The organism is Gemmata palustris, from assembly GCF_017939745.1.
Taxonomy (GTDB): domain Bacteria; phylum Planctomycetota; class Planctomycetia; order Gemmatales; family Gemmataceae; genus Gemmata; species Gemmata palustris.
The window spans coordinates 436,670-453,753 of sequence record NZ_JAGKQQ010000002.1 but is presented as its reverse complement, the minus strand read 5'-3'; the positions used below and the strand labels follow the sequence as shown (position 1 = coordinate 453,753).

At 64.7% G+C, this 17,084-nt stretch carries 13 protein-coding genes; 7 read left to right on the top strand and 6 right to left on the bottom strand.

The window, feature by feature from the left end; translation table 11 throughout:
• Positions 1–10 precede the first annotated feature (10 nt).
• The 4 genes from J8F10_RS36285 (at position 11) to J8F10_RS36270 (ending at position 6,106) form a co-directional block, all read left to right on the top strand.
• Positions 11–2,224: a protein kinase domain-containing protein gene (locus tag J8F10_RS36285; protein WP_210663027.1), complete on the top strand. Its 2,214-nt coding sequence runs from the start codon at positions 11–13 to the stop codon at positions 2,222–2,224.
• Positions 2,225–2,343: 119 nt separating this feature from the next.
• On the top strand, positions 2,344–3,732 hold the full coding sequence (locus J8F10_RS36280) for a DUF1501 domain-containing protein (protein WP_210663025.1): 1,389 nt from the start codon (positions 2,344–2,346) through the stop codon (positions 3,730–3,732).
• 75 nt (positions 3,733–3,807) lie between these two features.
• On the top strand, positions 3,808–5,163 hold the full coding sequence (locus J8F10_RS36275) for an AAA family ATPase (protein WP_210663023.1): 1,356 nt from the start codon (positions 3,808–3,810) through the stop codon (positions 5,161–5,163).
• A gap of 55 nt (positions 5,164–5,218) precedes the next feature.
• Positions 5,219–6,106 carry a TolB family protein gene (locus J8F10_RS36270; RefSeq protein ID WP_210663021.1) on the top strand — a complete coding sequence of 296 codons (888 nt, stop codon included), beginning with the start codon at positions 5,219–5,221 and terminating at the stop codon, positions 6,104–6,106.
• A 97-nt stretch (positions 6,107–6,203) separates the two neighbouring features.
• On the opposite strand, the gene J8F10_RS39590 is transcribed toward J8F10_RS36270, so the two are convergent.
• Both J8F10_RS39590 and J8F10_RS36255 read right to left on the bottom strand, forming a co-directional pair.
• Positions 6,204–7,373, bottom strand: a complete 1,170-nt coding sequence (locus J8F10_RS39590; protein ID WP_246522717.1) for a transposase — start codon at positions 7,371–7,373, stop codon at positions 6,204–6,206.
• 210 nt (positions 7,374–7,583) lie between these two features.
• Positions 7,584–8,381, bottom strand: a complete 798-nt coding sequence (locus J8F10_RS36255) for an efflux RND transporter periplasmic adaptor subunit (RefSeq protein WP_210663019.1) — start codon at positions 8,379–8,381, stop codon at positions 7,584–7,586.
• Between the two features lie 243 nt (positions 8,382–8,624).
• Here J8F10_RS36255 and J8F10_RS36250 point away from each other — a divergent pair, with 243 nt between their 5' ends.
• A complete protein-coding gene (locus J8F10_RS36250; protein WP_210663017.1) occupies positions 8,625–9,299 on the top strand; it encodes a putative adhesin in 675 nt (224 codons plus the stop codon).
• Between the two features lie 226 nt (positions 9,300–9,525).
• Here J8F10_RS36250 and J8F10_RS36245 read toward each other — a convergent pair whose 3' ends face one another.
• Both J8F10_RS36245 and J8F10_RS36240 read right to left on the bottom strand, forming a co-directional pair.
• The gene (locus J8F10_RS36245; protein ID WP_210663015.1) at positions 9,526–10,455 is read right to left on the bottom strand and encodes a DUF1559 family PulG-like putative transporter; all 930 of its coding nucleotides are present in this window, start codon (positions 10,453–10,455) and stop codon (positions 9,526–9,528) included.
• Between the two features lie 484 nt (positions 10,456–10,939).
• Positions 10,940–11,575, bottom strand: a complete 636-nt coding sequence (locus J8F10_RS36240; protein ID WP_210663013.1) for a hypothetical protein — start codon at positions 11,573–11,575, stop codon at positions 10,940–10,942.
• A gap of 185 nt (positions 11,576–11,760) precedes the next feature.
• Here J8F10_RS36240 and J8F10_RS36235 point away from each other — a divergent pair, with 185 nt between their 5' ends.
• Both J8F10_RS36235 and J8F10_RS36230 read left to right on the top strand, forming a co-directional pair.
• The gene (locus tag J8F10_RS36235; protein ID WP_210663012.1) at positions 11,761–13,383 is read left to right on the top strand and encodes an amidophosphoribosyltransferase; all 1,623 of its coding nucleotides are present in this window, start codon (positions 11,761–11,763) and stop codon (positions 13,381–13,383) included.
• Between the two features lie 110 nt (positions 13,384–13,493).
• Positions 13,494–14,252, top strand: coding sequence for a DUF6065 family protein (locus J8F10_RS36230; protein WP_210663010.1), 759 nt, complete (start codon positions 13,494–13,496; stop codon positions 14,250–14,252).
• An 88-nt stretch (positions 14,253–14,340) separates the two neighbouring features.
• Here the strand turns inward: J8F10_RS36230 and J8F10_RS36225 are convergent, their stop codons facing one another.
• Positions 14,341–16,485, bottom strand: coding sequence for a hypothetical protein (locus J8F10_RS36225; RefSeq protein ID WP_210663008.1), 2,145 nt, complete (start codon positions 16,483–16,485; stop codon positions 14,341–14,343).
• Positions 16,486–16,508: 23 nt separating this feature from the next.
• Positions 16,509–17,063 carry a hypothetical protein gene (locus J8F10_RS36220; protein ID WP_210663005.1) on the bottom strand — a complete coding sequence of 185 codons (555 nt, stop codon included), beginning with the start codon at positions 17,061–17,063 and terminating at the stop codon, positions 16,509–16,511.
• Positions 17,064–17,084: the final 21 nt, after the last annotated feature.

Here is a 17,084-nt window from a genome sequence, read left to right as displayed (position 1 = left end):
GGAGGGTTTGATGTCGCCCCTGGTCGACGAATTCGCGACGGACCTGGAACTGCCGGCCCTCGGCAGCGGCCCGGGAACGATGGAAGCGGCGATGCCCCCGGCCCAGTCCCTGCTCGCCCGGCTCCTGTCCGCGCAGGTGCTCCTGCCCGAAGAGTGGGAAGAGGTGCCGCCGGACCACCGCGACGTCCTCACGCGGCTCACCGCGATCGACGCGCTTTTGGCCAAACTGCTCGGGCTGCACCTGCTCACGCGGTTCCAGGTGGACACGGTCCGCAAGGGCGGGGCCGACGACCTGATCCTGGGCAACTACCGGCTCCTCGACGTGCTCGGCCAGGGCGGGATGGGCACCGTGTACCGCGCGGAACACATCCTGCTCCGGCGCCAGGTGGCGCTGAAGGTGATGTCCCGCTCGACGGACGTCAGCTCGCGCCTGATCCACCGGTTCTACGGCGAGGCCCGGGCCGTCGCCCGGCTCCAGCACCCGCACATCGTCACCTGCTTCGACGCGGGCCGGCACACGCGGGCCGGGACCCAGGCGCGCGAATACTTCGTAATGGAACTGATCCCCGGCCAGGACCTGTTCACGCTGGTGCGGGACAGCGGCCCGCTCCCGGCGCTGCGGGCCTGCGAGCTGTTCCGCCAGGTGGCCGACGCGCTCGGCGAGGCGCACCGCCACGGGCTGGTCCACCGCGACATCAAGCCGAGTAACGTGCTGGTCACCCCGGACGGGCAGGCCAAGGTGCTCGACTTCGGGCTCGCCCGGCTCCCGACGCAGCAGATGACCGAGCCCGGCGTCGTGCTCGGCACGATCGGGTACATGGCCCCCGAGCAGGCCCGCGACCCGCACTCGGTGGACAGCCGCGCGGACCTGTTCAGCCTCGGCGCGACATTGTACTGGGCCCTCACCGGGCGCGACCCGTACCCAGAATCGGGGAACCCGGTTCAGGACCTGCACCGCCGGTTCACGACGGTGCCGATGGCCGTGCGCCGGGTGCGCCCGGAGGTGCCGGCCGAAGTCTCCGATCTCGTGTCGCGGTTGATGGAGCCGGACCCGGAGATGCGGTTCCCGTCGGCCCGCACGGTCTCCGCCGCGCTCACCGGGTTCACCCTCTGGTTGCCGCACGGCGTGACCCCCGCGGCCGGCAGCTCGCGCCAGGAGCGCTTGGGGCGCGGGCGCGTGCTCCTGGTCGAAGACGACCCCGGCGTGCGGGCGCTCATGGTCGCGCTGCTCCAGGACCAGTACGACGTGCGCGAGGCCGAGGACGGCGAGACCGCGCTGACGGAAATCACCCGCGACCCGCCGGACCTCGCGGTGGTGGACGTCGGGCTGCCCGGGATGAGCGGCCCGGAACTCGTGGAGAAGGTCCGGTCCGCCGGGCTGGACTCCGAGCGCATGAAGGTGCTCATCACCTCCGGCGACCTGCCGGCCGAGGCGCTCGGCGGGCTGTCCGTTTCGTCGGCCGACGACTTCATCAGCAAGCCGTTCGCGCCGGTCGAGTTCCTGTCCCGGGTGCGGGCGCTGATTATGCGGCGCCCCGCGAAGTCGAGCGATTCCGATACCATCCTCACCCCGCCTCCGGTGGGCTCCACGCGGCCGGTCGCGGCCGAGACGCTCTCGCTCACCGTATCGCGGTTGCTGGCCGAGACCCAACTGGCCGCGGAAGGGCAGTGGCAGCGCCTCACGCGGTACGTCCGGGCGCTGTGCCGGGCGCTGCCCGATACGGGCCACTATCTGCAACTGAAGGACGAGCGGTACGCGGACATCCTGGCCGCGGTCGCCCCGATGTACGATATCGGGTTGCTAGGTGTTCCGCGGCACACGCTGCTGAAGCCCGGGCGCCTGGACGCCTCCGAGCGGTCGGTGGTTCAGACGCACTGCTCGATCGGCGCGGAGGTACTGGTCGGGGTGGCGCAAACTTACGGCAGCGAAGTTCAGGGGCTGGACGTCGCGGCGGAGGTCGCCCGCAGCCACCACGAGCGCTGGGACGGCAGCGGCTACCCGGACGGTCTGGTCGGCGACGAGATCCCGCTCGCGGCGCGCGTGGTGTCCCTGGCCGCGGTGTACGAAGCGCTGCGGAGCCGGCGCCCGCACCGCCCGCCGCTGAGCCACACGCAGACCGTGAAACTGATCTCCACCGAGTCCGAGGGCGAGTTCGACCCCACCGTGGTCACGGCGTTCGCCAGCGTCGCGGCCCGCTTCGAGCAGATTCACCAGGGTAAGTAACCCGTTTGTGTCGTGCCGGGCCGCGCGTTCAACAAAGAACGCGCGGTCATTCTGTTCCCGGCGCTTGTGCCTGCGTGGTTGTGCCCCGATAATGGCGGCACCCGCGGAGGTCTCTCCCCATGCTCCTGGTCGGCCGTCGAACGACCCACACTTGCGCCGGATTGAACCGGCGCGCGTTCCTTCAAGTCGGTGCGTCGTCCGTTTTGGGGCTGGCGCTCCCGGACCTGCTGCGCGCCCGCGCCGCGGGGAAGGGGGAGGGCGCCAAGGCGAAGGCCGTCATCCTCTTGTGGCTCTGGGGCGGGCCGAGTCAGCTCGACACGTTCGATCCCAAACCGAACGCCTCGCTCGACTACCGCGGGCCGTTCGGCACCATTCCGACGAAGATCCCGGGTGTTCGATTCTGCGAACTGTTTCCGCAACTCGCGCAACACACCGATAAACTCGCGGTCCTTCGCACGCTCACCACGCAATCGAACGACCACGGCATCGCGGGCACCATCGGGCTAACGGGCAGCGCCGCGGGCGGTACGGGGCTGGACGGCAAGCCGCTGCAAGGTTCCCCGCGCCCCGCGCTCGGTTCGATCGTTGCGAAGGCCCTCAGTGGAGCCAAATCCACCGGCGCTACGGGTGCGATTCATCCGTTCTTTGTGGTTGGCGGAAAGTTGCACCAGGGGAAGAAGGCGATCATCGGCGAGGGCGGCGGGCCGCTCGGCGGCGGGTGGGACCCGTTCCGACTGGAGTACGACCCCGCAACGGGCACGAAGATTCCCGCCCTGCAACTCCCGCCCGATCTCACCCCCGAGCGCGTGGCCGACCGGCAGAAACTCCTCGCCGCGCTCGGGAGCGCGGACCGGCGCGTGAACCAAATCGGCTCCACGGGTACGATCGACGAGTACCACGCGCGGGCGCTGGCGATGCTCACCTCGCCCACCGCCGCGGCCGGCTTCGATCTGTCGAAGGAGCGCGACGCGACGAAGGACGCCTACGGGCGCACGCGGTTCGGGCAGTCGTGCCTGCTCGCGCGCCGGCTGGTCGAGGCCGGGGTGCCGTTCGTGCAGGTGAACTGGAGCGACCACGTCGAGGCCGAAGAGGACTCGGGCGACGGCGGGTGGGACCACCACTACCGCAACTTCCAGATCATGCAGGACCGGCACGCCCCCTGGCTCGATCAATCCATGTCCGCGCTGCTCACCGACCTCCACGAGCGCCGGATGCTCGACAGCACGCTGGTGCTCGCGGTGGGCGAGTTCGGGCGCGAGCCGAAGGTGAACGACAAGGCCGGGCGGGACCACTGGCCCGGGTGCTACAGCGCGCTCGTCGCGGGCGGCGGGGTGCGGGGCGGGCGGTTCGTGGGCACCAGCGACGCCCGCGCCGGCAAACCGGCCGATTCGCCGCTCTCGCCCGTCGATCTCAACGCGACCGTGCTCAACCAGGTCGGTCTCACGAGCGAACAGATTACGGGGCTCGGCCTCGCGCCGGTCGGCCGCGTCATCGAAGAACTGTTCTGACCGCGAACCGGGCGCGCGTTCGCGGCGTCCGTCCGGCGAGTTCCATCCCGCCCAAACGACTCGCAAAGGTCCGCAATGGCGAAGAAAACAAAAGTCACCAAGAAGCCCAAGAAACCGGCACCGAAACCGTCCCTCTTCACCCGGCTCCGCAAGCACTTCGGCACCGATCCCTCGAAGCTGCCGGTCCTCGAACAGACGTTCCAGAGTTACGACCGCGCGAACTTGCACCTCACGACCGAGGAGTTGCTCGTGGGTGCGGACGCGGCGCTCGTCGGGGTCGTGTTGCCCAGCCAGTACTCCGGCGCGTCGCTCGCCAAGCTCTCGCGCCCCACCACCGCGAAGGGGTACGAAGAGGGGCCGGTCGAGTTCGTCGACGTACAACTCGCCGACGAACAGCGGCTCGCGTGCGTGAAACAAGGGCTGTATACGTTCCGCGACGAGGGCAAGCCCGTTGCAATGCTCCTCGCGGAAGAAGAGACGTACCGGCCCGACAAGGGGCTTCAGGTTGCGGTGATGGCGCCCGATCGTGAGGCGGCCGAGCGGTTCTCGCGCAAGCTCGTGAAGGGCGTCCGCCACGGTTCCGCGTTCCGCGGGAAGGTGCTCTCGGTCGAGCAAAATTGCTACGGCAGCACGACGGTTCGGTTCCACAAACTGCCCGATGTTAAGCGCGAGAACCTGATCCTGCCCGAAGAGCTGCTGACCCGGATCGAGCGGCAGACGATGGGGCTGAGCAAGCACGCCGCGCGGCTCAAGGCCGCGGGCCGGCACCTGAAGCGCGGCATCCTGATGCACGGCAAACCCGGCACCGGCAAAACGCTCTCCGCGATGTACCTCGCGGCGCAAATGACGGGCCGCACGGTGCTGGTGCTCACGGGCGGCGCGGTCGGGTCCATTGAGACCGCGTGCGCGCTCGCCCGCCTGCTCGAACCGGCGACCATCGTACTCGAAGACGTGGACCTCATCGGCACCGAGCGGGAGCAGCAGTCGGTCGGTGCGAACGCGCTGCTCTTCGAGTTGCTCAACCAGATGGACGGCCTCGGCGAAGACGCGGACATCCTCTTCATCCTCACCACGAACCGCCCGGACTTCCTCGAACCGGCGCTCGCGGCCCGGCCCGGGCGCATCGACCTGGCCATCGAAGTTCCGCTCCCCGACGAAGCGTGCCGCCACCGGCTGTTCGAGCTCTACAGCCGCGGGCTGAAGCTCGAACTCGCGGACCTGGGCGTGTGGGTGCGCCGGACGAACGGCGTGAGTGCCGCGTTCATCCGCGAACTGCTCCGTAAGGCCGCGGTCCTCGCGGCCGAAGCCGACGGGACCGGCTCCGAACTCGTGGTTACCGACCGACAGTTCGAGGAGGCGATTGCCGAACTCCTCGTCGCGGGCGGCCCGATGACGCGCGCGCTGCTCGGCTTCGCGAGCGGGACCGAGTAGGTGAGAAGCAAAACGGTTCACCGCAGAGGGCGCGGAGAGCGCAGAGGAAGAAAACATGAAGCGACTCGTACTGCACAGTTTTGTCATTGCTCTGCTCTGCCTTCCTCTCTGCGCCCTCCGCGCCCTCTGCGGTGAAAATCTTCCCGTGCGCCTCACCAAAGACGGCAGCTTCAAACAGAACCTTCAGTGGTCGCCGGACGGCAAGACGCTCCTGTTCACGCGCATCCACGAGGGCAAGATGGCGCTGTGGCTGATGCCCGCCGACGGCGGCGAGCTGAAACGCCTCCTGCCGAACCACACCGAACCGCACTTTGACGGAAACTTTTCGCCCGACGGTAAGCGAATCGTCTACGTGTACGACAAACTCGAAGGGACCGACGGCAAGTTGCGAATCAACGTGTGCGCGGCCGACGGCAGCGACGACCAGGTACTCATTCCTCACAGGGCGTTCGAGGAGTCGCCGCGGTTCAGTCCGAACGGCAAGAAAGTGTTGTGGGTGTCGACGCGGAACAAGAACCCGGACCTGTACACTGTGGACGCGGACGGGAAGAACGAGAAGCGGCTCACGAACGACCCGGCCTACGACCTCCACCCGGCCTGGAGCCCGGACGGTGCGAAGATCGCCTTCGCGAGCGGGCGCAGCGGCAAACAGAAGATTCACGTCATGAACGCGGACGGGAGCGACCAGAAGCGCATCACGGACGGCGAGTTCCTCGATGCGTGGCCCGTTTGGGAACCGGGAGGTAAGCGGATCGCGTTCGCCTCGAATCGCTCCGGGAATTCCGACATCTGGTTGATGACGGATGATGGCAAAGAACTTACCAACCTGACACAAAACAAGGCGCAAGACACCGCACCCGCGTGGCACCCCGAAGGGAAGAAGCTCGCGTTCGTTTCCACGCGCGACGGCGGCAGCGACATCTACGTGATCGACGTGAAATAGCCGCGCGGCATGGCAGCGAGGTCCGCACGGTTCTGATCTCGGTCTCGTTTCTGGGTCGTCGAAACGGCTATAACGAGCCGCGACCGCAACAGTAGTTTCAAGGCGTTGCGTTGGTTGTAAGTGTATTGTGTGGCAGGGTAATACATCGTGTGCGTGGGTATCGTGAGCGGATCCGTTGCGTGAGCCAGTCGAGCATCTCGGCCAACGGGAACTGGGCGACCCAGGCGGTCGGCGCGAGCCCGCGTGCCCGAGCGATCCGGAGCGTCAGGTACACCCACACCTGGCGCAACAGCAGGGCCACGCCCTCGAGCAGCAACCGGTACTCGGGGTTGGTGCTGGTGGTCCACCCGCGGGCCTGGTTCTTCTGCCGATAGCTGGTCTCGATCCCGAACCGCTCTCGGTACCGCCGGCGCCCCAACCGAGCCCGGTTCGCCTCCGACACGGCGGTCGCATCGCCCCACCCGCGGAACGCGTACACCCGGGCGTGCGATTCGCCCTTCCGTTGCCACACGAGCACCCGAGTCGATACCGCCTTGCGGCTCTTCTCGGTGACCCACTCCATGGTGGTGATGGTGCCGTGGGGTTGGGTGTAGCTGGCGTTGCGGCGGTTGGTACCGGTGCCCTTCTTGCGCATCGGGACCGTGTAGCTCAGGTTCCGTTCCTGCAACAGCAACAGGGTCTCCCCGCTGTCGAACCCGGCGTCCAGAACCACCCCGCGGACCGTGAGCCCGCGGGCCGCCACCTGGTCCAGAAGGGTCTGCACCTGCTGGTGCGGCTTGGTTCCTTTCGTCACGCTCATCAGCCCCACGGTGTACCGCCGGTGCTTGTGAATCAGTACCCCGGTGGCGTACGCGTGAAAGAACGAGGTCCCGGCCTTCTTGGGTCCGCCGATGATCCCCGGGGTGCTGCGATCCCCATAAAAGGGGACGTAATGCACATCGATGGCACACGTCCACCGGCGCCTCCGGTCCCGGCGCGTGAACCCCGCCACCTGGTGAAGGGCATCCACCAACCGGGCCGTGAGTTGGTCCCGGGAACCCCGGTTGGCGTGCATCGCCTGTCGCGCGGTCTCGTGGGAGAACCCGAAGTACCGGGTCACTACCGCGAACAACGTGCGGGTGGTGCCCGCGATCAACAGCACCAGGTCGAGCAACTGGGTGCGCGTGACCGACCGCTTGTAGTCGGTCCAACCCAGGGCCCGTTCCAACGTTCGGCGCGTCAGTGCGTGGACCACCGCCGGGGTGATCGTAGAGTAACCACGTCGCATGGGAGGCTCCCGTTCAAGTGCCTGAGAACCTTGAACTTAGGAACTCCCATGCGGCACTGCCAAATCACTTGAAACTACTGGCAAGGGAGCGGGGCCTCCTGTGCGTTGAACAGTAACCAGCAACGAGATGCGCCTCCCGCTCCCTTGCGGTCTCGTTACAAGCGCACCAAAACCGGACCAAGCTGCGTAAAGGCAGGTTGACCGCTTCGCCTATTTGGGTAGAGGGATGAGGCGGACGCGGGCGGACATCCCGGGCGAGAGTAGGCCCTTCGGATTCGGGACCGTGGCCCGGAACCGCGCGGTCCCCGTCTTCGGGTCGACCTCCGGCGCGATCAGGTCGAGTTTCGCCTCATGGGGGAACCCCTGGTCGCCCGCGAACCCGACCGCCACGCCCAACTTACTCGGTTCGGCCAGCCCGTCGCGGCGCAGTTGCAAAAGGAGCGATTCGGGCACGTTGAAAGAGACGTACATCGGTTCCGTGGCCACGACCGTCAAGATTTGCGTCTGGTCGGCGGTGACGAGACCGCCCTCGGTGGCTTGAAGGCGGCTCACCCGGCCGGTGAACGGGGCGGTGACCCGGGTCCACGACAGGGTCAGTTCGACCCGCTCCACCTCCACCTTCGCGACGATGAGTGCGGCCTCCGCCGCCGTATTCAGTCCCAGTTCGTCCGGGCTGATTACCTTGTTCTCCAGCAACTTCTTGGCGTTGGCGGCCGTGATCTTGGACACCTGCAACTTGGCCTCGGCCACTTTCAACCGCGCCTGGGCCGCGTTCAGGGCGAGTCGGTACGGCCGTGAGTCGAGCTCGACTAGCAGATCCCCCTTCGCGACCGCGTCCCCTTCCCGGACCGCGACCCGGGTCAGGTGGCCCGTCACCTGCGCGCGCACATCGACGGCAGAGGTCTGCGTCCGGCCCGTGAACTCCCACCCTTTCGACGGGTCTTCGGCCCGCATGCCGGCGGGTGGGAACAACAACCCCGCAACCAGAACGAACAGCGCGGCTCGCATGTGGAGAGTCTCCGGGCACGGCGGGTGCGTCCAGTATCCGCTGGACCGTCGAGATTGTCCAGCTTTTGCCGGGCTCGTGACCGTGGCGGATAATAGGAGTTGGTGCGGGCAAAGAATGGAAAAAGCGTGACCGCCGGGTTTAGATTCACGCGACTCGTCCCGTACTGGGGATGTTCGCAAGGCGCGATCGCGTTCATCGATCCGTCGGAATTGCCCATATTCCCTGCTTTCGGAGCCCTTCAGGTGAGCAAAAAGGACATTCTTCGCGGTGACGTCGAGTACGCACCCATCGAAGTCGGGTCGTGGATCTACGTCTGGACACCGGGCGGGCAGAAGCCGCAGCCCGATCGCAGTCGTGCGTGTATGATTAGTGCCCACGGCGAGACGTCCCTGATCACGTCCGGTGCCGGCGCGCCGAAGCACGTCTACCTCGCGTACTACTGCCCGCACGGGAGCAACATCTCCGGGTCATCGTTGATGTTGTCCGCCACGCGCCAACTGAAAGTGAAAGAGCTGTTCGGCCCCGGTCAGGCCAAACAGGATTACAAACTGACAAAGTATCAGGGCTCCCACAGCGGCGCGAATGAAACCTATGGAAAGATCCAGACGGGCGTTCACCGTAGAGCCCGGGAGAAGGACGTCGAGAAGAACCACGCGGAGAGCAAGCGGTTGCTGCAGAAGAGGAGCGTTGAAGACTGGGAAAGGTCGCGTTTAGAGGGGATGAGTATGGTCAAAGATGTGGTCTACGACATCGTGACCATTCGGAACCGGTTGTTTTCCTTCGGCACCCCCACGTTGTTCTCAGTGGTCGCGGACCTCGAAAAGGCCGGCTTTTACTACTCCACCGTTCACTGCTTCTTTTGCCGTGGCTTTGGAAAGGATGATGATGAGAATTACCGTGCCGAGCGGCGCAATTAATCGTCCAAGGCGGTGCGGCGATTGAACGAGGCGAGGCGCTCACTGTGCGCACGAGCGCTCCGCGAACGGCACACGAGTTATAGGCTTTACTCTGCTCGCGATGTCCGGCGCGGCACAACGTGCCGCGCTGAGGACTTTTTTTGGTGGGTCGGGTCAGAGGCCCGCCCACCAAAAACAAACACATCAAACGGCCGACTCCAGAAGACCGCCCGAACGAAGTGGTGCGTTACCAGTCCGACAAGAGGACGTTGCCGTCATACGGGTCGCAAACGAAAGTCCACGTCTGGTTGCTGACGCTGGCCGACACGCCGCGCACGCTGCCGTCGCACATGGCGACGCTCATCGTGCCGGACGACATGCCCTGCGGCACGCGGTCGTCGGCGATGTTGTTGGCCGGCTTGCTCTGGAACGGGAACGGTTGGGCCGGGGACGCGATGAATTGCGGGAGGAACACGACCTGCGACGGGGTCGCGCCGGTCGGGAACCACAGGTGCGGGCCGTACACGTGCGTGAGCGTGGCCTGCGGCGTAGCGCCGGTCACACCGCTGTACATCACTGTCCCACTGCCCGTCGTGGTCACCGCGTACCGCTCTGCGAACAGAAGGGTGTTCGAGGTGCCGTCGCCCGGGGAGTTCATGCTGTACAGCTTCGCCGTGTACGACGGGGTGCCCGTGTTAACGACCGGGGCGGTGAGGAGCGGGTTCACGATCCCCAGAACCAGGCCGTTGCCCGAGTAACTGGTGAGCGGCTGCCCGCTGACGAACGAGGCGTCGTTCGGGGCGGTGTAGGTCTTCATGACCGTGGTCGTTGCGGCGTTTTTAGCGGCGTTATCCTGCTCGATGTAGGGCAGGATGTGCCACGTCCAGGGCCGCACGGGGTCGCCGGTGCTCGTGGTGGATCGCAGACCGCCCCACCCGGCGCAGAACTGGTCGGACTGGTTGCCCGCGAGGTTGTGCATCGCGAGGCCCATTTGCTTCAGGTTGTTCTGACTGCTCATTCGCGCGGCGGCATCGCGGACCTTTTGGACCGCGGGCAGGAGCAGCCCGATGAGGATCGCGATGATGGCGATCACCACCAGCAACTCGATTAGCGTGAACCCCTTCCGCCCGCGTTGTTCGGTGCGAGCGGGAAGCGGGAGCGAAACACGAACCGGCATTGTGGAACCTCTGTGACGAGCGAAGTGGAATGGGCGTACCCCGCCTCAATCGGGCGGTAACGTGGTGACGTGACTAAACTGGGGAGGAGTTTGTCGGCACTTCGGAATCTGCAACCCGTGTGCCATGCACTCGGAAAATCGTCCGAGACGCACGACCACAGCCGTTCTAACGAGAAGTTTTCGTTAATAATTTCTTGGTTGCGCCTCACGAGCTTAATCCGAATAGAGAAATCCATGCCCAGGTCTAGGGCGAATCAAGAGCCGAGTGTGCGCGCACTTTATGCTTTGCAGGATGTTAACAAAATGCATCATATTATAAGAAGACGCACGAGTGAACGCGACGCGCTATTCACGGCTATTGTTACTCACTCAGAGAGTCACACGTGCTCCCTGTGTATGCAGGTGGCGTAGTGAAATAATGAGAACGGCCGCGCGGAGTTTATTCGCTTGTGCTGCTGACACGCGGCGTTCGCCTGAACTGGAATTACTTCTTCGCCTCAACCGTGAGTTTCAGCGGGGCGCTCGTGAGCGTCACCGAGCCGAAGCCGTCGTTCGCGTCCTTTGCGCCTTTCGGGGCCGGGTTCATGCCCGTCTTGAGCGTTGCGGTCAATTCGTACTCCCCCGATTCGAGCCAGTACGCCCAGTGCGCTGCGCCCCGGTAACCGCTCACGAGCGTTTTCACCGGAATCACGTGCGTCTTGCCGGCCGCAATTTCTACCCCTTTCGGGATGCGGAACTCTTCCGTGAACGCCAGTGGCGGGGCAACGTTTAAGGCCCCCTTCCCCCGGAGGGTACAGGTAAGTACCACCGGGTCACCAGTTACCCACACCGTGACGGGCTTATCGGACGTGTTTTTGATTTCGATGCTAAGGTCTACTGCCGGCGCAGCGGGTGGCCGTTTGCCGGTTTTTGCTGCGGACTCAATCAGGTTTTTGAGTTCGTCCGTGGTCCGACCGCCGAGGTCGAGGGTGTACGTCGTCGTCGTACCGGTTAGGGACAGTTCGAGCGGCGTGGCGGGCGGATCGGCCCGCGGTTTGTCTTTTTTGTCTTCGGCGGTGAGTGGGGCCGAGCCGATCGTAAGCAGCGCGAATAGTGCCGCCGGGAGAATCGTTCGGAACATTGTAACCCTCGAATTTGTTGAGTCTGCCGCGCGGCGCGAACCGGGCAACCGGTCGGAACGGTGACCCGTGCCGCGAGATTCCGACGAACGTGCCCGGGGATGAGATTGTTCACGAAACCTACACCGACTTATATTCTGAATCAGGGGCCAGCGCGCCCCGCCCTTCTTTTCTACCCGGCGGTGACATGGACGAGTTGCACCACGAATGTGGCGTGGCGGCGTTGTATTACCTTCCCCAGAACGGGGACAAGTCGCCGGTTTGGACCGGCGCACCCGACCAAGTGTCCCGGCTGATGCCGCGGATGCTCCTCGACCTCCAGAACCGCGGGCAACTCGCAGCCGGGATGGCGACCTACAACCCGGAGCGCGACAAGCTCATCGACACGTACAAGGACATCGGTACTGTCATTGAGGCGTTTCGGATCAACGAACCGGCCAAGTACGCCTCCATCATGGAGGACTACGCGGGCCGGGCCGCGATCGGGCACACCCGGTACGCCACCTGCGGGGGCCAGACCCGCAGTTACGCCCAGCCGTTCGAGCGGCGGGACGGGTGTAAATGGAAGTGGTTCGCGTTCGCGTTCAACGGCCAACTCACCAACTTCGCCGAGCTCCGCACCCAGCTCCTCCAGAACCACGACTACCACCTCACGCGGGACAACGACACCGAAGTCATCATGCACTACATCGCCCACGAGATGCGGGGCGGCCAGCGCCCCGACCTCGTGGACGTGTTCCGCCGGCTCGCGACCAAGTTCGACGGGGCGTACAACCTGACGTTCCTGAACGCGATGGGCGACATGGTGGTGCTCCGCGACCCGGTCGGCATCCGCCCGCTGGTGTACGCGCAGGACGGCCCGATGTTCGGGGCCGCCAGCGAGAGCGTCGCGCTCCAGAACCTCGGGTTCCGCCAGGCGAGCATCAAGTCGCTGGCGCCCGGGGAGCTGATCCTCATCCAGAACGGGGAACTGAGCGTCCACCGGTTCGCGGAGAGCAAGCGCACCGCGCACTGCTTCTTCGAGTGGATCTACTTCGCGAACGTGGCCAGCACGCTCGACGAGCGGAGCGTGTACCTGAGCCGCGCGCGGTTGGGGCACGAACTCGCCAAGCAGGAGCGCGAGCTGAACCGCGTCCCGCTCGACCCGTCCGAAACGGTGGTCGTGCCGGTCCCGGACACCGGCAAGGCCGCGGCCGACGCGATGGCGTTTTCGCTCGGCATTCCGAGCGTGGAAGGGCTGATCCGCAACCGGTACATCGGCCGCACGTTTATCGAGGGCGGGAACCGCGCGGACAAGGTGCGGCTCAAGTTCACGCCGCTGCGCGAGGTGCTGCACGGCAAGAAGGTGCTGCTCGTCGAGGACTCGATCGTCCGCAGCACGACCCTGCAGAGCCTGCTCAAGCACTTGCGGGACCAGGGCGGCGCGGCCGAGATCCACGTGCGCGTCGCGTGCCCGCCGATCCTGTCGCCGTGCTTCTACGGCATCGACATGAGCACCGTGAAAGAGCTGTTCGCGCCGAAGTTCATGGCGGGTAAGGTGCCGACGGTCGCCGAACAGGACGCGATGGCGAAATCGCTGGGCGCGGACTCGCTGTTCTACCTCCCGGTGGACGCGGTCGCGCGGTGCATCGACCTGCCCACATCGACCCTGTGCCGGGCGTGCATCACGGGCGACTACCCGACCCCGGCCGGGGAGCAAATGTACCAGCTCTCGCTCCGCAAACACGCGGTCGGCGACACGGACGGGCGCACCTACGAGCGCCCGAACGAACCCTTCATGTGCTCGGTAAACGACAACGGGCGGACGTAAGAAACGCGGAGCACGGAACGCGGAGCGCGGAGTGAAGACGGAGGCGCTGAACGCTTTTGTCTTCACTCCGACTCCGCGTTCCGCGCTCCACGCTGTTTCAGGATGGACCCATGCCAGAGAACGCGAACGAACTGATCGCCTATTCGCTGCACCCGAACCAGCCGGCGGACGTGTTCCCGGAGCCGGCGCCGATCCCGCGCGACTGGATGGACGGCGCGCACCAGCGGCACCCGTACCGGTGCCTGCCGCTGGTCATCGCCAACCAGTGCGGGTGGGTGCTGCGAAGCCCGGTCGGGTTCGAGGCGTACTGGTACGGGGGGCCGGGGAAGGGCGACCTGGAATTGCGCTTCGACCGCCCCGACAACCGCATCGTGAGTCACTTCGGGAGCGGCGTCATCACGTTCACGATCCCGTTTTTGTTCCGCACGCCCCCGGGAATCAACCTGTGGGTGAAGGGGCCGGCGAACTGGATCAAGGACGGCGTCCAGCCGCTCGAAGGCGTCGTGGAAACGGACTGGCTCGCGTCCACGTTCACGATGAACTGGAAAATGACGCGCGTGTGCGAGTGGGTCCGGTTCGAGCAGGGCGACCCGTTCTGTATGCTCGTGCCGGTACCGCGCGGGCTCATCGAGGGCTTCGTCCCGCGCGTGGTGCCGATCGAAACTGAACCGGAACTCCAAAAGCAGTACAAGCAGTGGGAAGAGAGCCGCAGCGGGTTCCTTGTGGGACTGACCACCCAGAACCCCGAGGCCGTGGCCCGCGGGTGGCAGAAGGACTACTTCCAGGGCAAAACGATCGACGGCAAAGCGGTCGAATCGCACCAAACACGGCTCAGCGTGAAGCCCTTCCAGGAGAGTCCCAAGTCGTAAGGTCCCAAGTCATAAAGTCGAAAACGCTCAACAAGGGAATGTCTTCGACTTTACGACTTTCGACCTTACGACTTGGGACTTAAAAAACTCAGCGAACTGCTTCGACCTTCGTCTCGGAAGTCACCGGGCCGGTGTCTGTTTGCACGGTGGCTTTCACGACAAGAGGCGCGTTGAACGGACCGGCGTTCGGTGCGAACTTCAGCACGAGTTCGCCGTCGCCCTTGTCGGCCGCGACCACTAACTTTGCCACAGTCACTCCCCTCACGTGCTCGGGCAAAACCAACTCCACAGTCGCCGGGCCGCTCAGGTTCTTGCTCCGGCTGATCTTCACCGCGAGCTTCACTTCGCCTTCTGCGAGGACGCTGGTCTTCTCCGCGCCCACGTCCAGGCGCCCGGGACCGACGACCACGATCATTTGCTGATTCTGCTCCACGGAACTGAAGCTGACGGTGTGCTCGCGCCCGTCGATCGGGTCGCGCACCTTTGCGGTCGCCATCACGCACACGCGACACGTGCGCCCCATCTCCATCCACGGTGGGAGGAACGCGGGGTACGCGAACTCGGTTTCGCCCGGCTTCAGCGTGAGAACCGGTCCGGTGACGCCCTGCAGGTGTCGCGCCTGGCGGTCCGCGAGCTGCACCTGAATCGGGCCGTCGAAGCCGCCGCGGTCGATCGTGTACTTGCGGTGGTACGTTTCGCCGCGCGGCGCGCTGGTCATCACGTACTGGTCAATGATCTTGAACGGCGTCGGGAGCGCGACCGCGAGCCGCGCGTCGGTTGTGTCGCTGCGATACGCTATCAACCCGGCGACCCCGAGGCCGGTCAAGCGGAGCGGGTGTGTGGCAATGGCTGCGTCCGCGCTCGCGGTGAGTACCAGATCGGCGTTCGGCTGATTCGCGGCAATGCGGATCGCGGGCGCGGTGATACCCTTCGGCAAATCCGCCGCGCTCACAATGATCGGCCCCTGAAACGTGCCGAATCGCTCGGCGGTCACCTTCACCTTGAGCGTACCCGCACGCGGTAGCGTGAACACGTCGCTGGCGAGCGCGAGTTGGAAACCGGGGGTTATCTTCTCGGGCGCGTCCAGCACGCGCAGCCGGTACACGAAGTTCGCCCCCGCGCGCCCGCGGAACTTCTCGCCCACTTTTACCGTGTAAACGCCGTCGGCCGGTGGGTCGAACGCGAACGGCGCGGCGTCACTGTTTTCGGCGCCTTCCGCGCGCTTCAGTTCCTTGCCGGTTGCGTCGAAAATCGTGACCACACCACACAGCGGCGACTCGTGGCGCCGGGCTTGTAGGTCGAAGGTGTAGCTCCCGGCTTTCTTCAGATCGAGTTTCCATTCGTTGACGGCGCCGGGGCGCTCGATCCGACCGTTCAGTGCGATCGGAGCTTGTAACACCGGGGCCGCGTCGAGTGCGTCCTTCAACCCGTCCGGCTTCGCGCGGAGTGGGTAATGGAACTCCGGCACGTTCTCTGCGGTGATCGTGAGCCGGTACACGTATGCGGGACCACCGAGCGCGCGGGCGTCGGTGACGCGCACGCGGTACTTCCCGGCCACCTTCGGCGTGAACTTCACCGAGGCGTCCGTGCCGACGCACGGGTGAAGCATCTGCTCCGCGACGACGGTGCCCTTCGCGTCGAGGATGTCCAGCCTCGATACGAGTGGCGAGTTGATCGACTGCGCGTGAACGAGTGCAGTAATCGCAGTGCCGGCCTCCGCGTCGAACTCCCACAGATCGATGTCTTCGCGCGGAAAGATGCGCCCGTTCGCCGTGACGGGCAGTTTGATGGGTGCGGGGATCTGGTCGCCGTCCGTTTCTTGCTCCACCACTTCGGGCAGTTCGCCGACCACGAATCGCGGCCCGCCGGCCCCACCTTGCGCCGTAAACACTCGCACGCGGCGCGGACCCAGGGGCGCATCTTTTGTAATCGCAACGTTCCCGCGCGTGTCGGCCGGGTAATCTTCTTGTTGCTGTGATTCGGTGAGTGGAAGGAGCGGTCCCTCGAACCACACGCGCTTCGCGGGTGCGAGGTGCGGTGAGTGAGTGACCCCCAATCCGGTTAATTCAAATGCCGGTTTGTCGTAAAGAAATAACCCGCCTACGCGGACATCAACGGACGTTCCGCGCTGCGCTCCGGCCGGGAAGATGTAACTCACCGCGGGCGGGTTGGCAAAAACGACAGAAATGCACAAAAATAGCGAGAAAATACTCAGAAATAGTACGCGGAACATGCTGTAGCCTTTTTCGTGTAGACTCAATCTTGGGTCGCGATATCTTCGTCGATCTGGAGTCTAATGTTGCCAATGATCGTTAGTAATTTTGATTGCGCGAGTGGTGGGGATGTGATAAATTGAGTCAGGATCGATCGATCATCATCGCACGTGCATATGAAAAATGATGATTGTGCTGCTAGTTTGATTTCGTCAGGGCTAAGCGTCTCGTGTTCCAGAACAGCTATGAGCCAATCGATCGCGTCTTCCGAAAATAACTCGCCCACCGTACTGAAAAAGATCGATCGATAGTGCGTTCGGCGGTAATTATCCGCCTGGTTAATGTACATTTCAGGATCGCGACTCCCTGCTTGACTCAAGCAGATCAGAAGATACAGGAGCCAGAGATCAGAAGTGTCAAAGCGATTTAGCCGATTCAGACGTTGGATAGTCTCTTGCACCAATAGAGGCAAGTCTTCGCTAGTCAATTGCGCGAGCCAACGTTCCCATCGATGTTGTTGGAGCTCAAAATCCATGAACGGGCCGGACGACAGGTACGCGGACAACGCCTGATCGATCTCCTCCACGGTTACAGCCACGATCATCCCCCGTCAGCAGAT